Genomic DNA, 18,536 nt, shown 5'->3' on the forward strand with positions numbered 1-18,536 from the left:
GACCTCCTGCTACGCGAAGTGCACGGGGTGCCCGGGGACTCGCGCCGAGACGGCGACGCGGGCCCGCGCGGCCGACCACGCGACGTGCGCGTCCACCCGCATCTGCGCGCTCAGTCGACGCCTGCGGGCTCAGTCGACCCCGGCGATGCGGAAGCCGACGCCTCCGGCGCGGGGCGCGGACCTGCCGATCGGCCGGCCCGAGCTCTCCGCCTCCTCCTGCAGACGACGGGTGACGTTGGCGGTCGCGACGGCGGCCTCGGCGGCCTCCGCCCCCTTGTCCTCGATGGAGCCCGCGAGGCCGGCGCGGTCGAGGGCCTGCTGCTCGGTGTCGCAGGTCAGCAGGCCGAATCCGATGGGGATGCCCGTGCGCAGGGTGACGTCGGTGAGCCCCTGGGTCGCGGCCTGGCACACGTACTCGAAGTGCGGGGTGCCGCCCCGGATCACGGTGCCGAGCGCGATGACCGCGTCGGCCGAGGCCGCGGCGTGGAGGGCGGCGACCGGCAGCTCGAACGAGCCCGGGACGCGGACCAGGTCCACCGAGCTGACCTTCGCCTCCTCCAAGGCGCGCGCGGCGCCGTCGATCAGTCCGTTCATGATCTGCTCGTGCCAGCTCGCGGCGACGATCACGACCCTCAGGTCGCTGCCGTCCGTGTTCAGCTGGGGCGCTCCTGCTCCGCTCATGACTGGGGTGTCCTTCCTGTGGTGGTGAGAGGTGTGCTGGCCTGTGTTGTGGCGGCCTGTGTTGTGGCGGCCTGTGTTGCTGTGGCCTGGGTCGTGGTGGTGTCGAGGGGGATGAGGTGCCCCATCGCCTCGGCCTTGGTGCGCAGGTAGCGGGCGTTGTGCGGGGTGCGGCCGACGAGCAGGCGAGTCGTGCGGGCCACGTCGATCCCGTGCCGCGCGAGCTCCTGCGCCTTCTGCGGATTGTTGGTCAGCAGGTCGACGTGCTCGAGACCCAGGTCGCGGAGGATCGCGGCGGCCGCTCCGTACTCCCGCAGGTCGCCCTCGAAACCGCGCTCCAGATTGGCGGTGAGGGTGTCGAATCCGTGGTCCTGCAGGTCGTACGCGGCGATCTTCTCGAGCAGGCCGATGCCGCGGCCCTCGTGCCCGCGCAGATAGATGACGGCGCCGCCGCGCTCGGCGACCTGGCGCAGCGACTCCTCGAGCTGCGGCCCGCACTCGCACCGCAGGGAGCCGAACGCCTCCCCCGTCAGGCACTCCGAATGCACGCGGACCAGCGCCGGGGCCACCGCGGAAGCCGGTGCCGCCGCGGGTGCCGGATGCGCCGCGGGTGCCGGATGCGCCGCGGGTGCCGGGTGCGCCGGGACCGCCGTAACCGCCTCGGCCGGGCGCTCGGGCGGGTCCGCCACCAGGGCGACGTGGTCGGCGCCCGTGCGCAGGTCGCGGAAGCCGTGTATACGGAACGCGCCGTGCCGCGTCGGCAGGTCGGCACTGCCCGTGTGCTCGACGCGAGCCGGCGCTGCGGCCCGAGGCTCGGGCCCGGCGCTGCGCGACTCGTCCGGCCCTGCGTCCTGCCCCGCACGCCCGCGGTCACGCGAGCGCCCCGCGAGTCCGTCGACGAGGTCCGTGATCGTGAGCAGCACGAGCCCCTCGTCGGCCGCGAGGACGCTCGCCTCCTCGAGCCGCATGACCTCGCCGTCGTCCCTGACCAGCTCCCCGATCGCGCCGACGGGCGGGAGGCCTGCGGCGCGGCACAGGTCGACCGCGGCCTCGGTGTGCCCGGGCCGCTCGCCGACGCCGCCGGGCACGGCGCGCAGCGGGATCACGTGGCCGGGGCGGATGAGGTCGGCGGGCACGGCTCGGGGGTCGGCGAGGGCACGCAGCGTCGTGGCGCGGTCGCTCGCGGAGATCCCGGTGGTGACACCGCGCGCGGCGTCGACGCTCACGGTGTACGCGGTGCGCAGGGAGTCCTCGGTGCGGGGCACCATGAGCGGCAGCTCGAGGTGATCCGCGATCTCGGCGGGCATCGGCGCGCACAGGTAGCCGGACGTCCGCCGCACCATCCAGCCCACCCAGCGCGGGGTCGCGAGCTGGGCGGAGATGATCGCGTCGACCTCGTTCTCGCGGTCCTCCGAGTCCGCGACGAGCACGGGCCGACCCGCGCGCAGCTCCGCGAGCGCCGCGTCGATCCGGGCCTCGCGCGTCCCGGGGATCAGGGCCCCGGTCGCCGTCGTGTCCGTCATCGGCGTCGTCCCGGCTGTCGTCGGCGTCGTCCCGGCTGTCGTCGGCGTCGTCCCGCTCATCGCCGCGCCGCCTCGGCCTCGGGCACGTCGGGGGCCTCTGCCACGCCGGGCACGTCGGGGACGGCCTGATCAGGCGCGTCGACCCCGATGGTGCCGGTCTGCTGCAGACGCGCAACGTATCGGGCGAGCACGTCGACCTCGATGTTCACCAGGCCCCCCTCGTCGAGGCCGCCCAGGGTGGTGGCCTCGAGCGTCGCGGGGATGAGGGAGACGCCGAAGCTGTCCTCGCCCGCGGACGTGACCGTGAGGGAGACGCCGGAGACGGTGATCGCGCCCTTCTCGGCGATCAGCGGCGCGAGCGCGGGATCGATGGCGAAGACGAGGTCGACCCAGCGTCCGCCGTCGCGGCGGCTGCGCAGGGTGGCGACGCCGTCGACGTGTCCCTGGACGATGTGGCCGCCGAGACGGGCGTCGGCCCGCAGCGCGCGTTCGAGGTTCACGCGCGCGCCGGGGGCGGCGTCGCGCAGGGCGGTGCGGCGCAGGGTCTCGGGGACCGCGTCGACCGCGAATCCGCCGTCGCCGGTGAGGTCGACGACGGTGAGGCACACGCCGTCGACCGCGATCGAGTCGCCGGGGCGGGCGTCGGACGCGGCGAGCGGGCCGCGCAGCTGCAGGCGGGCCTCGCCGCCGGGCAGCGGGGTGAGGGTCTCGAGGGTGCCGATCTCCTCGACGATGCCGGTGAACATGGGGTCTCCTTCCGGGAGCGGACGGTGGGCGGTCCGGTGGTGGTGGGTCCGGTGGTGGTGGGTCCGGTGGTGGTGGGTCCGGTGGTGATTGGGCGACGGGTGGTGCGTGGGTGAGCGGACGACGGGGGCTCGGATCAGGTCCCCGAGCCAGGTGCGGGAGCGGTTCGACGGGCGATGAGGAGCACGTCCTCGCCCAGGCGCTGCACGTCCTCGGTGTGCCAGCGCGGGGCGTCGGCGAGGGTCGGGATGCCGAGGTCGGAGATCGCCGATCGGCCGGTCGCCCCGAGGTGCAGGGGCGCGAGGTAGGCGTGGATCTCGTCGATCAGGCCGGCGCGGAGGAAGGCGGTGGCGAGCCCCGGCCCGCCCTCCAGCACGGCGTGGCCGACGCCGCGGGCGGCGAGCGCGGCGAGGACCTCCTGCGGCTCGTGCGTACGCAGGTGCAGGAATCGCCCGTCGGTGCCGCGCACTGCAGCGTCCTCGGGGACGTCGCGACGTCCGACGACGACGCGCAGCGGCTGGCTGGACGCGGAAGGTCGGGGCTGCGCGAAAGTTTCGGGACCAGCGGCAGCGTCCCGCCGGGCGGCCGCGTCCCGCCGGGCGGCAGGGTCCGGCCGGGCGGTGAGCGACGGGTCGTCGGCGAGCACGGTGCCCGTGCCGACGATGATCGCGTCGCGCCGGGCGCGCACCGTGTGGGCGTGGGCGCGGGAGGCCTCGCCGGTGATCCACCGGCTGGTGCCGTCGGCCGCGGCGACCTTGCCGTCCAGGCTCGTCGCCATCTTCAGCACGAGGTGCACGGTGGTCGGCTCGGGACTCGGTCCCTGCTCGGAGTCCGGTGCCTGCTCCGGGGCTGTCGCCCGGTCCGGCTCCGACGCCCCGTCGGCGGCCGCCCGGGCGGCCCGCGCGAGCCAGCCGCCCAGGAGCTCGCGCGACTGCTCCTCCCGCAGGCCGCCCACCACGTCGACGCCGGCCGCCGCGAGCTCGCGGGCGCCTCCGCCCGAGGCGGCGCCGGGGTCGGCCAGGGCGAAGACGACGCGGGCGATCCCGGCGTCGCGCAGCGCCCTCGTGCAGGGGCCGGTGCGGCCGGTGTGCGCACAGGGTTCGAGGGTGACCACGGCGGTCGCGCCCCGGGTCTCGCCGCCTCGGGAGCGCGCGTCGGCGATGGCCGCGACCTCGGCGTGGGGCGTGCCGGCGCCGCGGTGCCAGCCCTCACCGAGGCTCGTCCCGTCGGCCGCGAGGAGGACGCAGCCCACGCGGGGGTTCGTGTCCTCGGCGAGACCGCGGGCGGCGAGCGCGAGCGCGCGGTCCATCGCGGCGCGCTCGTCGGGCGCCGCGGATGCGGCGGATGGGGGCGTGTGGTGCCCGTGCACGGAAGCCTCCGGATCGGCGGTGGTCCGGGGCGATGGCACGGCGGCAGAAGCGTCACCGGGGCGGACGACGGCGAGCCGACGCCGCGCACAGCGACGCCACATCTCCTCCCATCCGGACTTTTACCGTCGGTCCTGGAGTTCCACCAGGTCAACCGACTCCCGAGGGAGCCGGGTCGCGGACTGTCACCGCCGGTTCAGAGTTTCACTGACCCCGGAGAATGTGGTTCATTCGCGAGCGACACTAGCACCGCGATCCGGGTGCTCGAGAAGTCGGTGTCGCGGTGTGAACACTGCGGCGCCCTCAGGCGCCGCGGTCGGGGAACTCGACCCTCATGCCGTGCAGGCGGTATCCGGCGACGACGTCGTCCCAGGCGATCTCAGGGGCGCGCGCGAGGCGCGGAGCGGCGGCGAGCAGATGCTCCAGCAGCACCGCCGACTCGGTGATCGCGAGGTGCTCGCCGGGGCAGCGATGGGGCCCGGCGCCGAAGCTGAGCCCGGCCGGCGAGACCCCGCGCGGCAGCGGGCGGTGGGGCCTGATCTCGAGCGGATCCTCCCCCATGACCTGCGCGTCCGCGTTGGCGTCACGGACGTGGACGTCGATCAGGTCACCGGGCCGGACCTCGGCCGCCGCGGGGCATCCGGACACGTCGAAGGGCTCCCGCGCGCGGCGGTAGAGGTGCCCGACCACGGGCTCGAGCCGGATGATCTCCCGCAGGATCGCGGCCTTCTCCTCGCGGTCGCCGGCGCGGAACTCCGTGCGCAGCGCCTCGTCGTCCAGGAGGCGCCAGCACGCCATCACGAGGAACTCGCGGGTGGTGATCATGCCGGCGCTCGCGTAGGTGACGCATTCGACGAGGATGTCGACGCCGCGCGCGCCCTGGTCGAGCAGGTGGCTGATCACGTCGTCGGCGGGGTGTCGGCGTCGCCGGAGGATCGCCGGGCGCACGTCGCGCAGGTGGAAGGCGGCGAGCGGTCCGAGCCCGCGGGCGGCGGCGAGTGCCCACTGCGGCAGGGAGCGGCCCCAGCGCGGGCGGGTGAGGTCGACGTCCGGCTGCCGCTGCAGGCGCACGAGCCGGCGCGACATCGCCTCCAGGGGCGAGGCGGTGAGGCCGACGATCTCGCGGCTCACCGCCACCGAGTAGAGCAGCGCGAGCTGACCGAGGTCGCAGCCGTCCTCGCGGACCGCCTCGCCGACGAGGCGGACGGCCTCGCGCTCCATGGTCTCCGCGCTGGAGCGTTCGATGCCCTGCGGGGAGAAGAAGCGGCCGACGGCGCGGCGCTGGGCGTCGTGGCCGGGTCCGTCGGACAGCAGGATCGGGTGGCGGCGCAGCCGGCCGCTCGGGATCGCCTCCGCGGTGAACCCTGCCTGCGTCGTGCCCTCGCGGCGCCGGAGCACCTCGCGCGCCGCCGGGTGCGATCGGATCCTCCAGACGCGCGGGACGCGGGCGTCACCCGTCCGGTCAGTGCCCGGATCCGCGCCGGGGACGCGCGGGCCCCGGAGCAGGGACCGCAGGCCGAGGGGACCCGCGCCGGGGATGTCGCTGTGCAGCGGGCAGCCGCGCTCCTCGGGCCGATCCGAGCGCCGGGAGCCGGTGGGATCGGCGCGGGCGCCGGTGAGGTCGGCGCGGGCGCCGCTGGGGTCCGCGCGGGCGTCGTCGGAGCCGGTGGGGTCGCGGCTCACCGCGACCTCCCGTCGAGCTCCTCGATCACGGCGCCGAGCACGCGGGCGGCGGGTGCGGGGACGGCGTCCTCGGCCTCCGTCAGGACGGCGCGCGCCTGCGCCACCTCCCGCGCCACGAGCGCCTGCACATGCGCTTCGGCGCCGCAGTCCGCGAGCAGTGAGCGCACGTGCCGGCCGTCGGGAGCGCACAGGTCTGCGCGTCCCAGGGCCGCCTCGATGCGCGGCCAGTCCGAGGTGCCGCGAGCGAAGTCCGTGATCGCCGTCTGCTTTCCCTCGCGCAGGTCGGAGCTGGGGTCCTTGCCGTGCTCGGCGGCGGACCCGAACACGGAGAGCGCGTCGTCCTGATGCTGGAAGGCGATCCCGAGATGCCGTCCGGCGCTCGTGAGCGCCTCGCGCGCGGGCTCGGGAGCGCCGGCCAGGACGCAGGCCGCGCGCAGTGGCAGCTCGAAGCTGTAGGTGGCCGTCTTGGTGCGGGTCATCTCCGCGATCACGTCCGTCTCGGGAGCGACGACGCCGTCGCTGAGCGAGACGTCGAGGAACTCGCCGACGGCGGACTCGGCGACAGCATCGCCCAGGGCGTCCAGCAGCGCGAGACGCTCGGAGCGGGGCAGGTCGACGCGCGCGAACACCTGGTGGGCGAGGGCGAGCATCTGGTCGCCGACCAGGACGGCGGTGCTGCGGGCCCAGTGGCTGCGTCGGTCGCCCGTTCCCGCCGCTCCCGAGTCCGAGTCCGTCCCCGCCGGGCCCGAGCCCGACCCCGAATCCGGATCCGAGCCGGAGCCCGACTCCCGGGCGATCAGGGCGCCGACGAGATTGGCGCGGCCGCGCCGGGTGAGGTCGTTGTCGATGACGTCGTCGTGGAGGAGGAAGGCGAAGTGGAGCACCTCGAGCGCCGCGGCGAGACGCACCGCCTCGGCGCGCTCGGCGACGGGCCGGCCCGTGCGCGAGGGGAGGTCCGCGCTCAGGGCGTCGAAGGTCTCCAGCAGCAGACGCGGCCGCAGCAGCTTCCCTCCCGGGAGCTGCGCGGCGGCGAGCTCCCAGAGCTGCAGGACCTCCGCCCCGTGACGGCGTGCGCGCCGGGACCCTTCGTCCATCAGCCGTGCCGTCGCCCGGCGGACGTCCTCGCTCACGTCCATCACGGGATCGCCGGAGCTGGCGGGGAGGTCTCCGGCCAGGCGGAGATCCCCCGGGACGCGGACGTCGTGCGCCGCGGCATCGACCTGGTCCTCGACGGCATCGATCTCCTCCATCGGCTCGCTGCTCATCTCCACCATCGTCCCCTTGTCTGCATGGTGCCTGCACCGCGCGCCTCACGGAACCGAGCGGCGCCGCCGAGTTCCTCAGCATGTCATCTTCCCCGGAAAGATTCCAGCCGTGGAAGCAGAATTCATCATGCGGCAGTAGGGTGGCCGCCATGACCGAGCCCGGCACGCGTGACACCGCCGCACCCGAGTCGCCCACGAGCACGCCCGACCATCGGACCTGGCGCGTCCACGACCTCGCCGCGAGCGATCCCGAGGGCGAGCTGGCCGACCGCTCGGGACTCGACGAGACCGCCGAGCGCGAGATCGACGACCTGATGGCGGCACTCGTCGCCCTGCGCCGGGCCGAGGAGGAGCTCTCCTCCGCATCGCGCGCCTTCATGGACCTCGGCGCGACGGACATGCGCGCCCTGCACTACCTCATCGCCGCGGCCCACACGGGTGAACTGGCGACACCGGGGGCCCTCGGCGAGCACCTGGGCATCTCCTCGGGCGCGACCACGAAGCTGCTGGACCGGCTCGCCCGGGGCGGGCACGTGACGCGCGGGCACCACCCCGCGGACCGTCGGGCGGTGACGATCGCCGTCTCCCCCGCGACCCGCCGCGCGGCGATGGACTCGATGGGCCGCCAGCAGGCGGGGCGAGTGCGCGCCGCTGCGCGTCTGAGCTCGGAGGAGCGCGGGACCGTCACCCGCTTCCTGCTCGACATGGCCGGCGAGCTGTCCCCTGCGGGTCTGGACTGGGCGGAGGGCTCGACGAGGAGCGCTGGAGCACCGCATGCACGGTGAGTACCTGATCCTGCTGGGGCTGTGCCTGCTGGTGACGCTGCCGCTCGAGTTCGTGATCGGGGCGCGCGTGCACCGCAGCCCGCGTCGGCTGCTCGCGGCCCTGCTCCCGACCGCCATCATCTTCCTGGCCTGGGACTACGTGGGGATCCACAGGCATCACTGGTGGTACGACCCCGCGAAGATCTCCGGGATCACCCTGCCCGGCGGCATGCCGCTCGAGGAGCTGCTGTTCTTCCTGGTGATCCCGATCTGCGCGCTGCTCACGCTCGAGGCCGTGGAGATCCTCCTCGGGCGGATCAGCCGTCGGATCAGCCGTCGGATCCGCCCCGCCGACGAGGAGAGGAGGAGCCGGAGTGCCTGAGTACACGATCCTCACGGTGATCGCGCTCCTCGCCGTCCCCGCGCTCGAGCTGCTGTGGCTGCGCACGGGCCTGTTCCGCCGCCCCGCCTACTGGATCTCGATGGCCATCGTGCTCGGCTTCCAGGTGCTCGTGGACGGCTGGCTGACGAAGCTCTCCGCCCCGATCGTCCTCTACGACGACGCGATGACCCTGGGCATCCGCTTCCCCTTCGACATCCCGATCGAGGACTTCGGCTTCGGCGCCGCGATGGTCACCCTTGCGATGCTGCTGTGGACGCGCGCGGGATCGTCGGAGGCGGTGCGATCCGCGGGAGCTGCGGAGGCGAACGGTGCGGCCGACGGAGCAGACGGGGCCGACGGGGCCGCCCCGGCAGACAGCGTCGGCCCGGCGGACGAGCACGGCAGGGCGCAGCGATGAGCGCGCGTCCCGGCCGCGACCGCCGCGCCGTCCTGCATCGCGGGCCGACGGGGCGCGCGAGCGCATCGGCGAGGGACGTCGTGGTGGTCGGCGGCGGGATCGCGGGCATCTCGGCCGCCACCGTGCTCGCTGAGCGGGGCGTGCGCGTGCACCTCCTCGAGGCGCGCGGCACCTGGGGCGGCAGGGCGCGCTCGTGGAACCTGGGCGACGGACGCTCCATGAGCCGCGGCTTCCACGCCTTTTTCCGCCAGTACTACACGCTGCGCCGTCTGCTCGCCCGCGCCGACCCGTCCCTGACGCGCCTGCGGGACATCGGCGACTATCCGCTGCAGCTCGCGGACGGGCCCCGCGACACCTTCCGCGGCATCCCCCGCACCCCGCCGTGGAGCGTCGCGACCTTCGCCCTGCGCAGCGACAGCTTCCCGCTGCGCGAGCTCGCGCGCGTCGACGTGCGACGCGCCCTGGACCTGCTGCGCGTCGACTTCCCCGGCACCTTCCGAGCGCTCGACGGGACGAGCGCGCAGGACGTGCTCGATGCGCTGCGCTTCCCCCACGACGCCCGGCATCTCGCGCTCGAGGTCTTCGCGCGGTCCTTCTTCGCCGACCCCCGCGAGTTCTCCGGCGGGGAGCTCGTGGGCATGTTCCATGCCTATTTCATGGGGTCCGCGGAGGGCCTGATCTTCGACGTCCCCTGCGACGCCTACTCCCCCATGCTCTGGGATCCGCTCGTCGAGCGCCTGCGCTCCCTGGGCGCGGACGCCCGCACGTCCGCCGTCGTGCACGGCATCGAGAGCCTGCCGCGCCGGGCGGCCGACGGCGCAGGGACGCCGCGCGATCTCCTGGTGAGGACCGCCGAGGGCGACCTGCGCACAGACGCCGTGGTGATGGCCGCCGATCCCCGCTCCGCGCGCGCCCTCCTGGGCTCCGCCGCCGCGGCCGTGCCGGAGTGGGAGGGCTGGCTCGATCGCGTCTCCGCGCAGCGCAACGCACCGCCCTTCGCCGTGCTGCGGCTGTGGCTCGATCGTCCCGCCGCGCCGGACTCCCCCGCGTTCCTGGGCACCAGCGGCTTCGGGCCGCTGGACAACGTCTCGTTGGTGGACCGCTTCGAGCGGACGGCGCACGACTGGGCGCGGCGCCACGGCGGGAGCGTGGTGGAGCTGCACGCCTACGCGCTCGACCCTGCCCCTTCCGCCCTCAGGTCCGCCGACGACACCGCTCGAAGCGGGAGGCTGCGCGACGAGCTGCTGCGGCAGATGCACCGCCTGCACCCCGAGCTCGCCGACGCGCACATCCTCCACGAGCAGTGGCTGGTCGAGGACGACTGCCCGCTCGTGGGCACCGAGCCGTGGGACGAGCGCCCGGGCGTGGACACCCCGGACGCCCGCATCGTCGTCGCCGGGGACTGGCTGCGCACGCGGGAGCCGGTCGCCCTCATGGAGCGCGCCGCGCTCACGGGGGTGCAGGCGGCGAACAGCCTGCTCGCCCGCTGGGGCGTGCGCGGCGAGGACTGGTGGACGGTGCCGATGACGGGCGTGCTCCGCCGCGCCCGGTCCCGGCGGCCCCGGCGACCGTGAGCGCCCCGCGGCCTCTCTGAGATCCCCGCGGTCTACAGGGGCTCCGGGAGCGGCCTGCTGGTGGTGTCCCCGCGCAGGCGCTTGAGCACGTTCTCCGCGCTGATCAGGCACATCGGCACCCCGACGCCCGGCACGGTGGTACCCCCGGCGTACAGGAGCCCCTCGACCCTCCGGCTGCGGTTGCTGCCGCGCAGGAACGCGGACTGCCGCAGCGTGTGGGCGGGCCCGAGGGCGTTGCCGCGCCAGGAGTGGAAGGCGTCGGTGAAGTCGCCGGGGCCGACGGTGCGGCGCAGCTCGATGCGCTCGGCGAGGTCCGGCACGTGCGCCCGGTCGGCGATCTGCGCGATGGCGCGGTCCACCGACTGCTCGACCTCCGCGTCGCCCGCGCCGTCCAGGCCGCCGCGGCCGATGCCCCGGCCGTCGGACGTCTCCGGGGCAACAGGGATGAGCACGAAGAGGTTCTCGCTGCCCTCGGGCGCGACCGTCGGGTCCGTGCGCGAGGGCGCGCAGACGTAGATGCTCGCCGGATCCGGCGCGCGGGTGGCGCCGCGCGCGTCCGCCGGGGTGATCTGCGCGAAGTTCCGATCCCAGTCGTCGGTGAAGAACAGGGAGTGGTGCAGCAGCTCGGGCACCCTCCCGCGCACGCCGAGCATCGCGAGCACCGCTCCGGGGCCGGAGGTACGCGTCTTCCACGCAGATTCCGGGTAGGTCTGCAGCTCCCGTGGCAGCAGCGCGGTCTCCGTGTGGTGGAGGTCGGCCGCGGAGACGACGACATCCGCGTCGAGCGTCTCGGTCGACGCCCCTGCCGCGCGGGCCTCGTCCGCGGCGGGAGCCTTCCCCGCCGCGCGGACCTCGACGCCCGTCACCCGTGCGCGGGGCGCACCGACGCCGCGCCCTGCCGGCGCAGTGCGGATCGCGGTGACCTCGTGGGCGGTGCGGATCTCGGCGCCCGCGTCCTCGGCGAGCTCGCGCAGCACCTCGACGAAGCGGGTGAACCCGCCGCGCGGGTAACGCACGCCGTCCTCGAGGTCCATGGCGCTCATCAGGTGGTAGAGGCTCGGCGCGGTCCGCGGGGTGGCGCCGAGGAAGACCGCCGGGTAGCCGAGCACCTGGCGCAGTCGGGTGTCGTGCACGGTGCGCGCGGCGAGGTCATGGAGGGATTCGCCCAGCAGTCGGGTGAGGGCCGGCGAGCGCGGGGCGAGCTCCCGGAGCGTGCGCGCGGGGACCCTCGAGAACGTGGTGTAGAGGAAGTGGGAGGCGGCCATGCGGTAGGCCGAGCCCGCCGAGTCGAGGTGGCGGCGCAGGGCGTCGCCCGCCCCCTCCTCCTCTGCCTCGAAGGCGGCGGCCGAGCGCTCTCGGTCGCCGAACAGGTCCAGCGGGTGCTCGTACTCCTCGCCGAAGACGCGGTAGGCGGGGTCCAGCTCGACCAGGTCCAGATGGTCCTCGAGGCGGGTGCCCAGCAGCGCGAAGAAGTGCTCGAAGCACTCGTGCATGAGCCACCAGGAGGGCCCGGTGTCGAAGGTGAACCCGCCCTCGCGCCAGGTGCCCGCACGTCCGCCGACCTCCTGCCCGCGCTCGAGCACCGTGACCGGGTGCCCCTCGGTCGCGAGCAGCGCGGCCGTGGCGAGCCCCGCGATGCCGCCGCCGATGATCACGACCTGCCGGGCGTCGGCGCGAGTGGCCGGGGCGGTGCTCGCCGGGCCCGCGGAGACCCGACGCCCGGGCAGGGCGGCGCGCGCGGCGATGAGCGCCTTCTGCGCGGTGGGAACGCGCACGCGCCGTGCGCGCAGGACCTCGGCGGGCGTGCGCCGCAGCCGCGTCGAGAGCGCGGCGAACAGATCGTGGGCGGACTGCACGGCCGCTCGGCTCGAGGCGGGCAGGTGGGCGATCGCGCCCTGGGCGCGCGCGAGGTCCCGGTCGATGTCGTCGAGCAGGGCGAGCTTCTGGCGCTCGGTGGGTCCGTGCAGGTCGATGCCGGGGAAGTAGGCGCGTCCGCGCCCGTCGGCGTCGTCGCGCAGGTCCCGCAGGAAGTTCACCTTCTGAAAGGCGGCGCCCAGGCTGCGCGCGCCCTCGACGAGGGACGGGCTGGGCTCCACGGGGCGGTCGGCCCCGTCGGTGGCGAAGACTCGCAGGCACATCAGCCCGACCACCTCGGCGGAGCCGTCGACGTAGCGTTCGAAGCTCGCGTCGGTATGGGAGGTCACGTCGAGATCGGCCCTCATGGAGGCGAAGAAGGGACGCGTGAGATCGGTGCCGATCCCGCAGGCGCGGGAGGTCGCGGCGAAGGCGTGGATGACCAGATCGGTGCTGAAGCCCGATTCCATGGCTGCTTCGGTGCGCTTCTCGTAGTCGTCCAGGGCCGCCGCGACCAGGTGCGCGCCGGCACCGCTGCCTGCCGCGGCGCCGTCGACGATCTCGTCGGCGATCCGCACGAGGGCGTAGATGCTGCGGACTCGGGTGCGCACGGGCTCGCGCAGCAGGCGCGTGGCCAGTCCGAAGCTCGAGGAGTAACGACCGATCACGCGCTCGGCGGCGGCCTCGGCGGTGCGGCGGAAGTCGTCGGCCGCCTGCTGCTGGAGGCTGTGCTTCATCAGCGCCTCCGCCCTTCATCGCCCGCGCGGGCGATCAGCTGTTGTCGACGTCGTGGTTCATGCGCCGCAGGAAGTCGATGACCACGGCCCGCTCCTGCGGGCTCAGGGACGACGCCACCTCGTGCATGCGCGCGTGGGTGTCCTCCAGTGTGCGCCGCACCTGCTGCTCCCCGCGAGGGGTGGGGGCGACGGCGGTCGAGCGGCGGTCGTCGGGATGAGGCGTCCGCTCGGCGAAGCCGTGGCGCACCAGCCGGTCGACGAGGGCGCTCGCCGAGGCCTCGCGCACCTCGAGCCTGGCTGCGAGATCCCTCTGCCGCAGCACGGTCCCGGCGCTGCGGGCGGCGAGCAGGTGGCGCATGGCCAGCAGGTCCTTCTCGCCCATCTGCATGTGTGCGCGGATCCGGGAGCGCATGCGGTGGCCGGACTCCTGGTAGACCCGCAGCTCCTCGAGCAGCTCGGTCGCCGTGGGCGAGGCCTCCTGGGAGGGCGGGTACCAGAAGCCGTCGGCCGATGCGGAGTCCACGACCGGCCACCTCCTGCCTCTCGCCGATGTCGCTGAGCACATTGTGCCCGACCGCGCGGGGTCGAATGGACACGCCCGACCTCTTTCCGTAGCCTGCCTAAGTATTCAACACTCTAACGGAGGTCTTGTGGACACGCACATCGAGAACCCCTTCCATGCCGACCTCCGGGAGGACACGGAGGACTCGCCCCGCGGGCGCCGCGCCCTGTCCCAGCCGTACGACGCCGTGCTGCTGGCGTCCTTCGGCGGCCCCGAGGGCCAGGACGACGTGATGCCGTTCCTGCGCAACGTCACCCGCGGCCGCGGCATCCCCGACGAGCGGCTCGCGGAGGTCGGCGAGCACTACCGGGCGCTCGGCGGGCGATCCCCCATCAACGCGCAGAACCGCCGCCTGCTCGCGGCGCTGCGGACCGAGCTCGACGAGCGGGGCATCGCGGTGCCCGTGCACTGGGGCAACCGCAACTGGACCCCGACGATGCGCGAGGCCGTCGAGCGGCTGCGCGAGGAGGGGCATCGGCGCGTGCTGGCGATCGCGACCAGCGCCTACTCGTCGTACTCCTCGTGCCGGCAGTACCGCGAGGACGTGGCCGGAGCGCTCGTCGAGACCGGCATGCTGGGCCGGATGCGGATCGACAAGGTGCGGCCGTACTTCGACCATCCAGGGTTCCTGGATCCCTTTGTCGAGCACCTGACGGAGGCCCTGGCGTCGCTGGAGCGCCGGGGCACACCCCGCGAGCGCGTGCAGGTGCTGTTCACGACGCACTCGATCCCGCTCGCCATGGCCACGGCATCCGGGCCCGCCGAGGAGGGGCACGGGACGCCGTGCGGCTGGTACGTCGCCCAGCACGAGGCCGCCTGCCGATACGTCATGGAGAGGGCCGAAGAGGGCGAGCCTGACTCCCCCATCCCCGCCTCCCCCGTCCCGTGGCGGCTCGTCTTCCAGTCGCGCTCCGGCTCGCCGCAGGTGCCGTGGCTCGAGCCTGACGTCAACGACGCCCTCCGGGAGATCGCCCGCTCGGGCGCAGCGGACGCCGTGGTGCTCGTGCCCATCGGCTTCGTCAGCGACCACGTCGAGGTGATCTGGGACCTCGACACGGAGGCCGCGCAGACCGCGGAGGAGGAAGGGCTCGCGTGCCTCCGCCTGCCGACGCCCGGCACCGATCCGCGCTTCGTCGCCGCCCTCGCGGACCTCGTCGAGGAGCGGATGCGCGAGGACGCGCCGCGCCGCTGCGCGACGGACTTCGGGGGCACGGCGGACGTGTGCGGGACCGCCTGCTGCCTCTCCGGGAGCGCCAGGTCCGGGCTGCGCCCGACCACCTCGGCTCTGGACTCCGCGGCCGACGCGCGGACAGCGCTCGGTCCCGAGGGCCTCTCCCGGGCGCTCGAGGGCACGGGCACCCAGTCATGAGCGACACCCGCCGCCGACTTCGGGCCCGACGCATCCTGGTCACCGGCGCGACCGGCTACGTGGGCAGCAGGCTCGTGCCCTGCCTGCTCGACGAGGGGCTGACGGTGCGTGTGGCAGGCCGCAGCGGCGAGCGCCTGCGCGCGCGACCGTGGTCGGACGAGGTCGAGATCGCGGTGACGGACCTGGACGACCGTGCCGCTGTGCGCCGCGCCCTCGCGGACGTCGACGCCGTCGTGTTCCTCGTGCACGCGATGGCCGGCGGCCGCGGCTTTCAGGAGCGCGAGGCACGGATGGCGCGGATCATGGCCGAGGAGGCGCAGCGCGCCGGCGTCGGCCGGATCGTCTATCTCTCCGGGCTGCACCCGCGCTCCCAGGAGCTCAGCGAGCACATGGCCTCGCGGGAGAGGGTCGCGCAGATCCTGCGCGACGGCGAGGTCCCCACGCTGGTGCTGGAGGCGGCGACCGTGATCGGCGCGGGCTCGGCGAGCTTCGAGATCATCCGCCACCTGGCCGAGCGCCTGCCGGTGATGCCCGCTCCGAGCTGGGTGCTCAACCGCATCGAACCGGTCGCGATCACCGACGTGCTGCACCATCTGACCCGCGCGGTCGCCGTCCCCGAACCCGTGGCGGGGACGTACGGCCTGGGCAGCGGCGAGCGCGATCTGCGCTTCGCCGACCTGCTCGAGAAGTACGCGCAGGAGGCCGGTCTGCCGCGTCGCCGCGTGTTCGCGCTGCCTCTGCCGGCTCCGCTGCTCTCGGGACTGTGGATCGGGCTGGTCACCCCGGTGCCGCTCGCGATCGCGGTGCCGCTCGCGCAGTCCATGCGCCACGAGGCGATCACGCACCGCCCCCTCGCCGAGGAGGTCCTGGGGTCACCGCCCGGCGGCCCTCTGCCCTACCGCAGGGCGGTGCGGGCGGCCCTGGAGGCGCAGAAGTCCGGCGACCTCGCCTCGAGCTGGGACGACGACACCGCGGCCGCGCGCGGACCCGAGGCACCTCTGCCGGAGGACCCCGACTGGGCGGGACACACCGTCTTCACCGACGTGCGCGAACGACGAGCCGAGGGCGTCGACCCGGCGCGGATCTGGCAGGTCATCGAGGGGATCGGCGGAGCGTCCGGCTGGTACTCCACTCCGCTGCTGTGGTCGCTGCGCGGGCTCGCAGACCGGCTCGTCGGCGGACCCGGGCTGCGCCGCGGCCGACGGGACCCCTGGCACCTGCGCGAGGGCGACGCGGTGGACTGGTGGCGGGTGGAGAGGGTCGAGCCCGGCCAGCTGCTCACCCTGCGCGCGGAGATGCGGATGACCGGACGGGCCTGGCTGCAGCTGGGCGTCGAGGGGATCGACGCGGCCGACGGGGCCGACGGAGCCGACGGGGCCGAAGGGGCCGGCGAGGTCGAAGGGATCGGCGGAGCGGTCTACCGGCAGCGGGCGGTCTACTTCCCCGACGGACTGCTGGGGCGGCTCTACTGGTGGGGCATCTCGCCGTTCCACGCCCTGGTGTTCCCCTCGATGGCGCGCAACATCATCGCGGCCGCGAGGCGGCAGGGATCGGAGCGGGGCGCGCAGGACGCGGAGGCATCGGGGCTCACGGGCGGCAGATCCGCGCTCAGGCGCCGAGCAGGCCGACGACGAGGTATCCGGCGCAGAGGACACCGATGACGAGCACGGCCGCGGTGCCCGCGAGCATCGGCAGACCGCCGCGGGCGAGGATCCCCTGGCCGCGCAGGCTGTGGTGGGCGCGCCGGTATCCGGTGGCGGCGAGCGCGTAGGCGAGGACGGCGAGGCCCGCGCCGATCACGCCGACGACCACCGCGAGGATCCCCATCGCGCCGACGGTGAAGCGCATGCCCACCAGGCTCGCGACCCCGAAGGCGAGGCAGGTCCGGCGCCAGGCGAGCAGCGTGCGCTCGGGCTGGAGGCCCTTGTCGAAGACGGCGTCGGGCTCGGCGGGCGGGCGCGCTGTCGGCCCGCCGGGTGCCGCCGACCCGCCGGGTGCCGCCGACCCGCCGGGCGCTGCCGGCCCGTCGGGCCCGTCGGCCGGATCGGGACTCACGCGTACAGACCGATCGTGACCAGCGCGGCCGCGACCACGACCCCCACCACGAGGATCCCGCCGACGGCGAGGCCCGGCAGCGGCGTGCCGGCGCGCAGCGACTTCTCGGTCGCCTTCCATCCCAGCCACGCCTGGACGGCGGCGAGGGTGCCGAGCACCAGGAACACGATCGAGGCGGCGGCCCGCCAGCCCACGGCCTCGGGCAGGGCGAGCGCCTCGAGGGCGAAGGCGCCGGCGTACATCGCGAGCGCCGTGCGCAGCCAGGCCAGGAAGGTGCGCTCGTTGGCGAGGCTGAAGCGGGGGTCGGGCTCGTCCCCGTCGCGGTAGACGGAGGCGGGGAAGCGGCGGGGGGCGGTCATGCGGTGGCCTTTCCGGGGGCGGTGCGGTCAGGGGCGGAGTCGACAGGTGTGGGGTCGTCAGGGGCGGCGAGGGCGACGGTGCGGAAGCCCGCGTTGCCCATCGAGGAGTCGGGGGTGTTCTGCGAGCGGGCGGAGTTGCGGTAGCGGTTGCAGTAGGAGATGTGGCAGAGGTAGCTGCCGCCGCGCAGGATCCGCGCCTGCCCCTCCTCGGGGCCGGTGGGGTCGTGCACGGCGCCGTCGGCGGCCGGCGTGATCCTGGGCCGACGGTACGTCGCGGGGTGGAAGAAGTCCTCGCACCACTCCCACACGTTGCCGACGCTCTGGAAGAGCCCGTAGCCGTTGGGGGCGAAGGCGCGCACGGGGGCGGTGGTGAGGAAGCCGTCCTCGCGCGTGTTCGTGCGCGGGAAGTCGCCCTGCCAGATGTTCGCGCGCCAGCCGCCGCGCTCGGCGTCGCCGCCGGTGTCCGGCTCCTCGTCGCCCCACGGATACTTGGCGCCCTCGAGGCCGCCACGGGAGGCGTACTCCCATTCGGCCTCGGTGGGCAGGCGCCGACCCGCCCACGCGCAGTACGCCTGGGCATCGTTCCAGCTCACGTGCACCACGGGATGGTCCTCGAGCCCGTCGATGCTCGAGCGCCTGCCGCCCGGGTGCCGCCAGTCGGCGCCCTGGACGCCCGCCCACCAAGGGGTCCCGGAGGCGGGCCCCATGATGTCCGCGTCGTCGGCCGCGATCGCGAGGTGGAACACCGCCGAATACCCGAAGGTCTCGGCCTCGGTGCGGTGCCCGGTCGCCTCGACGAAGCGGGCGAAGTCGGCGTTCGTCACCGTGGTCGCATCGACGTCGAGTGCGCTGATCGCGACGAGGTGGCGCGGCACCTCGCCGTCGGCCCGGTTCCTGTCCCCCGAGGAGTCGCCCATGGTGAAGGTGCCGGCGGGAAGATGGGACTGGGCGATGGTGTGGCGGGAGGCGGGGTCATGCGCCGGGCCGGCCGGCCCTGCGTGCGGACGGTGCGGGGTCGCGGACTCCGGCGCGCTCACGAGCTCGAGGCTTTCGCGCTCCGGCATGCCGCAACCGCATCCGCATCCCGTGTGCTCGCTCATCGAGCTCCTCTCTCCGTGGCTCGCGCCGTGTTCGTCCGTCCCCGATCTTCTCAGGTCCGGAGAGGACCGAGAGGCGCCGGCTCGCGCCTCGTGCGCGCCGCG

Annotated in this window: 17 protein-coding genes and 1 riboswitch; of the genes, 6 read left to right on the plus strand and 11 right to left on the minus strand. The window is 74.6% G+C overall.

The annotated features are described in order from the left end of the window. Window positions 1-129: 129 nt before the first annotated feature. The 6 genes from ribH to Bra3105_RS08305 all read right to left on the minus strand — a co-directional run bounded on the left by ribH (window position 130) and on the right by Bra3105_RS08305 (window position 7,260). Window positions 130-681, minus strand: a complete 552-nt coding sequence (ribH, locus tag Bra3105_RS08280) for a 6,7-dimethyl-8-ribityllumazine synthase (RefSeq protein ID WP_200501512.1) — start codon at window positions 679-681, stop codon at window positions 130-132. Continuing rightward, window positions 678-2,201: a 3,4-dihydroxy-2-butanone-4-phosphate synthase gene (ribB, locus tag Bra3105_RS08285; RefSeq protein WP_228359409.1), complete on the minus strand. Its 1,524-nt coding sequence runs from the start codon at window positions 2,199-2,201 to the stop codon at window positions 678-680. Before ribB ends, ribH begins: the two co-directional genes overlap by 4 nt. A 56-nt stretch (window positions 2,202-2,257) precedes the next feature. Beyond that, complete coding sequence (locus tag Bra3105_RS08290) at window positions 2,258-2,947, minus strand: riboflavin synthase (RefSeq protein WP_228359410.1); 690 nt, start codon at window positions 2,945-2,947, stop codon at window positions 2,258-2,260. Window positions 2,948-3,081: 134 nt separating this feature from the next. Further along, entirely contained in the window at window positions 3,082-4,314 is a 1,233-nt protein-coding gene (locus Bra3105_RS08295) for a bifunctional diaminohydroxyphosphoribosylaminopyrimidine deaminase/5-amino-6-(5-phosphoribosylamino)uracil reductase RibD (protein WP_228359411.1), read from the minus strand. A 96-nt stretch (window positions 4,315-4,410) separates the two neighbouring features. Beyond that, a riboswitch (FMN riboswitch) is annotated at window positions 4,411-4,538 on the minus strand. Between the two features lie 77 nt (window positions 4,539-4,615). Then, entirely contained in the window at window positions 4,616-5,995 is a 1,380-nt protein-coding gene (locus tag Bra3105_RS08300) for a cytochrome P450 (protein ID WP_228359412.1), read from the minus strand. Then, on the minus strand, window positions 5,992-7,260 hold the full coding sequence (locus Bra3105_RS08305; RefSeq protein WP_228359413.1) for a polyprenyl synthetase family protein: 1,269 nt from the start codon (window positions 7,258-7,260) through the stop codon (window positions 5,992-5,994). The genes Bra3105_RS08300 and Bra3105_RS08305 overlap by 4 nt, the downstream gene beginning before the upstream one ends. A gap of 149 nt (window positions 7,261-7,409) precedes the next feature. Here Bra3105_RS08305 and Bra3105_RS08310 point away from each other — a divergent pair, with 149 nt between their 5' ends. From Bra3105_RS08310 to Bra3105_RS08325, 4 genes are read left to right on the plus strand one after another with little or no spacing between them, the layout of a single operon-like run. Beyond that, on the plus strand, window positions 7,410-8,045 hold the full coding sequence (locus Bra3105_RS08310; protein ID WP_228359414.1) for a MarR family winged helix-turn-helix transcriptional regulator: 636 nt from the start codon (window positions 7,410-7,412) through the stop codon (window positions 8,043-8,045). After that, complete coding sequence (locus Bra3105_RS08315; protein ID WP_228359415.1) at window positions 8,035-8,406, plus strand: lycopene cyclase domain-containing protein; 372 nt, start codon at window positions 8,035-8,037, stop codon at window positions 8,404-8,406. Before Bra3105_RS08310 ends, Bra3105_RS08315 begins: the two co-directional genes overlap by 11 nt. Beyond that, on the plus strand, window positions 8,399-8,824 hold the full coding sequence (locus Bra3105_RS08320) for a lycopene cyclase domain-containing protein (RefSeq protein WP_323188855.1): 426 nt from the start codon (window positions 8,399-8,401) through the stop codon (window positions 8,822-8,824). The genes Bra3105_RS08315 and Bra3105_RS08320 overlap by 8 nt, the downstream gene beginning before the upstream one ends. Next, window positions 8,821-10,398, plus strand: coding sequence for an FAD-dependent oxidoreductase (locus Bra3105_RS08325; protein WP_228359416.1), 1,578 nt, complete (start codon window positions 8,821-8,823; stop codon window positions 10,396-10,398). Before Bra3105_RS08320 ends, Bra3105_RS08325 begins: the two co-directional genes overlap by 4 nt. Window positions 10,399-10,430: 32 nt before the next feature. Here Bra3105_RS08325 and crtI read toward each other — a convergent pair whose 3' ends face one another. After that, a complete protein-coding gene (crtI, locus tag Bra3105_RS18550) occupies window positions 10,431-12,989 on the minus strand; it encodes a phytoene desaturase family protein (protein ID WP_323188856.1) in 2,559 nt (852 codons plus the stop codon). Between the two features lie 34 nt (window positions 12,990-13,023). Beyond that, window positions 13,024-13,512: a MarR family winged helix-turn-helix transcriptional regulator gene (locus tag Bra3105_RS08340; protein WP_228359417.1), complete on the minus strand. Its 489-nt coding sequence runs from the start codon at window positions 13,510-13,512 to the stop codon at window positions 13,024-13,026. Between the two features lie 127 nt (window positions 13,513-13,639). On the opposite strand from Bra3105_RS08340, the gene Bra3105_RS08345 reads away from it, so the two are divergent. Then, entirely contained in the window at window positions 13,640-14,920 is a 1,281-nt protein-coding gene (locus Bra3105_RS08345) for a ferrochelatase (protein WP_407650904.1), read from the plus strand. Beyond that, window positions 14,917-16,581, plus strand: coding sequence for an SDR family oxidoreductase (locus Bra3105_RS08350; RefSeq protein WP_228359418.1), 1,665 nt, complete (start codon window positions 14,917-14,919; stop codon window positions 16,579-16,581). Before Bra3105_RS08345 ends, Bra3105_RS08350 begins: the two co-directional genes overlap by 4 nt. Here Bra3105_RS08350 and Bra3105_RS08355 read toward each other — a convergent pair. The 3 genes from Bra3105_RS08355 to Bra3105_RS08365 are packed head-to-tail and all read right to left on the minus strand — an operon-like array spanning window position 16,529 to window position 18,434. Further along, the gene (locus tag Bra3105_RS08355) at window positions 16,529-16,975 is read right to left on the minus strand and encodes a DUF202 domain-containing protein (protein ID WP_228359419.1); all 447 of its coding nucleotides are present in this window, start codon (window positions 16,973-16,975) and stop codon (window positions 16,529-16,531) included. The genes Bra3105_RS08350 and Bra3105_RS08355 overlap by 53 nt on opposite strands. Continuing rightward, window positions 16,972-17,334, minus strand: a complete 363-nt coding sequence (locus Bra3105_RS08360) for a YidH family protein (protein ID WP_152352452.1) — start codon at window positions 17,332-17,334, stop codon at window positions 16,972-16,974. The genes Bra3105_RS08355 and Bra3105_RS08360 overlap by 4 nt, the downstream gene beginning before the upstream one ends. Next, complete coding sequence (locus Bra3105_RS08365; RefSeq protein ID WP_456151307.1) at window positions 17,331-18,434, minus strand: formylglycine-generating enzyme family protein; 1,104 nt, start codon at window positions 18,432-18,434, stop codon at window positions 17,331-17,333. Before Bra3105_RS08365 ends, Bra3105_RS08360 begins: the two co-directional genes overlap by 4 nt. Between the last annotated feature and the right edge of the window lie 102 nt (window positions 18,435-18,536).

Origin of the sequence: Brachybacterium halotolerans subsp. kimchii, from assembly GCF_020792675.1 — a bacterium.
Classification (GTDB): Bacteria; Actinomycetota; Actinomycetes; order Actinomycetales; family Dermabacteraceae; genus Brachybacterium; species Brachybacterium halotolerans.